The organism is Microbispora sp. CL1-1 (genome assembly GCF_012034195.1).
Lineage (GTDB): Bacteria > Actinomycetota > Actinomycetes > Streptosporangiales > Streptosporangiaceae > Microbispora.
The window spans coordinates 1-1,531 of the sequence record NZ_JAATEK010000121.1 but is presented as its reverse complement, the minus strand read 5'-3'; the positions used below and the strand labels follow the sequence as shown (position 1 = coordinate 1,531).

General features: G+C 67.9%; 1 protein-coding gene. It reads right to left on the bottom strand.

Going from position 1 to position 1,531, the window contains the following annotated elements; translation table 11 throughout:
- Positions 1–1,368 (bottom strand): IS1634 family transposase (locus tag HCK04_RS40195; RefSeq protein WP_260617573.1); only part of this gene is annotated, 1,368 nt, incomplete at its 3' end.
- Positions 1,369–1,531 lie beyond the last annotated feature (163 nt).

The window sequence follows — 1,531 nt, the reverse complement described above, 5'->3', positions numbered from 1 at the left end:
GCGGCGGGTGGTGCGGACGAACTTCTTGATCGACCATCCGGTCCGTGCCTCGATCCACCGGCCGACCGCCAGGGCGGCGAACACGATCGTCAGGTGCGCGTCGATGGACTCGCGTTTGTGGTGGTAGATCGGCCGTGCTTTGAGGTCGTGCTTGCTCATCCGGAAGGACTTTTCGATCTCGAACAGCCGATGGTAGGAGCTGATGACGAACTCGGCGGTGATGGGCGTCCCGTCCGGGCAGGCGGCGAGATTGGTGATGTAGCCCTTGAGCCCGGCCAGGGCCTTGGCCTTGTCCACCAGCTCGGTGTTGACGCTCTTGGTAGCGCCGGACAGCCTGATGAACCGGTTGCGCTTGACCGGCGCCTGCCCGTCGACGGCGCGCTGGGCCTTGGCGACCTGCTCGTCGATGCCGCGCAGGGTGCGCCGGGCCCGCTCTGCCCGGTACTGGTAGTAGATCATCTGGTCGCGGCGGGGCCGGCTCGATCCCGACGGCCAGGGCTGGATGAAGATGTGCCCGTCGGGGATCGGGGTGCCGGGGTGCTCGCGCCGCCACTGCTTGACCACATACGGCACCTCGGGGATCTTCATGCCGAGGATGAACGACAGCCCAGCGGCTTCGATGGCCTGCTTGTTCGCCTCGGAGATCATCCCGGCGTCGGCCACGATCGTGACGTCCGGCAGGTGGTGGGCCGCCATGAACCCTTCGATCACCGGGAGCATGGTGTGGGTCTCGGCCTTGTTGCCCTCGAAGGCGGTCACCATGAGCGGGAACCCGGAGGAGTCGGTGAGCAGCCCGATCGTGATCTGCGGGTCCAGGCGGCGTTCCTTGGAAAAGCCCGGCTCGCGGAACCCATCCCCGGCGTCGGTCTCGAAGTACAAGGTTGACACGTCGTAGAGGACCAGGCTGGCCGGCCCGAGGCGGGTGTGGGCCGCGCATGCACCGGCCAGGGCCTGGCGCCACTGCGGTGCGGCGTAGTCCGGCAGGCGGCGCTTCACCGTGGCATACGACACCGCATCGATCCCGGCCTCGCCGAGCACGCGCAGGCTGTCGTGCTTGCTCGTCGGTTCGATCACCCGCGCGAGCACCAGCTGCCGGAACACCTCATCGCCCCCGGCCGCGGCAGCAAACCCCAGCGTGTCGTAGGCGCGGGACAGCGCGTCCCACAGGTGTTCCATCCGCGAGCTGACGATCTCCAGCGGCCCGCCCGCCATCGGCCCATCGTCCAGCCCCAGGTCCAGTTCCTGCTGGCCGGCGGCCAGCCGCTGACGCGCCACCGCCCTGAGCGTCTCCAACTCGGCGTCGTCGTGCGCCGACCCGATGTGCTCGATCTCCCGCGATCCGCGGCGGGAGGAGTAGACGATCTGCACCGCCCGGGCGCCTGAGGCCGTCTTCACCGTCCGCACGTACGGAGACACGGCCACCAGGGTAGAGACATGATCGATTTAGTGCGCACTTTTCGCCGTTCCCGACGGGGAACCACGAGGTCAACGCCTCGCGCTCAGCGACAATCTTGAAACGTGAGCCAAGTCA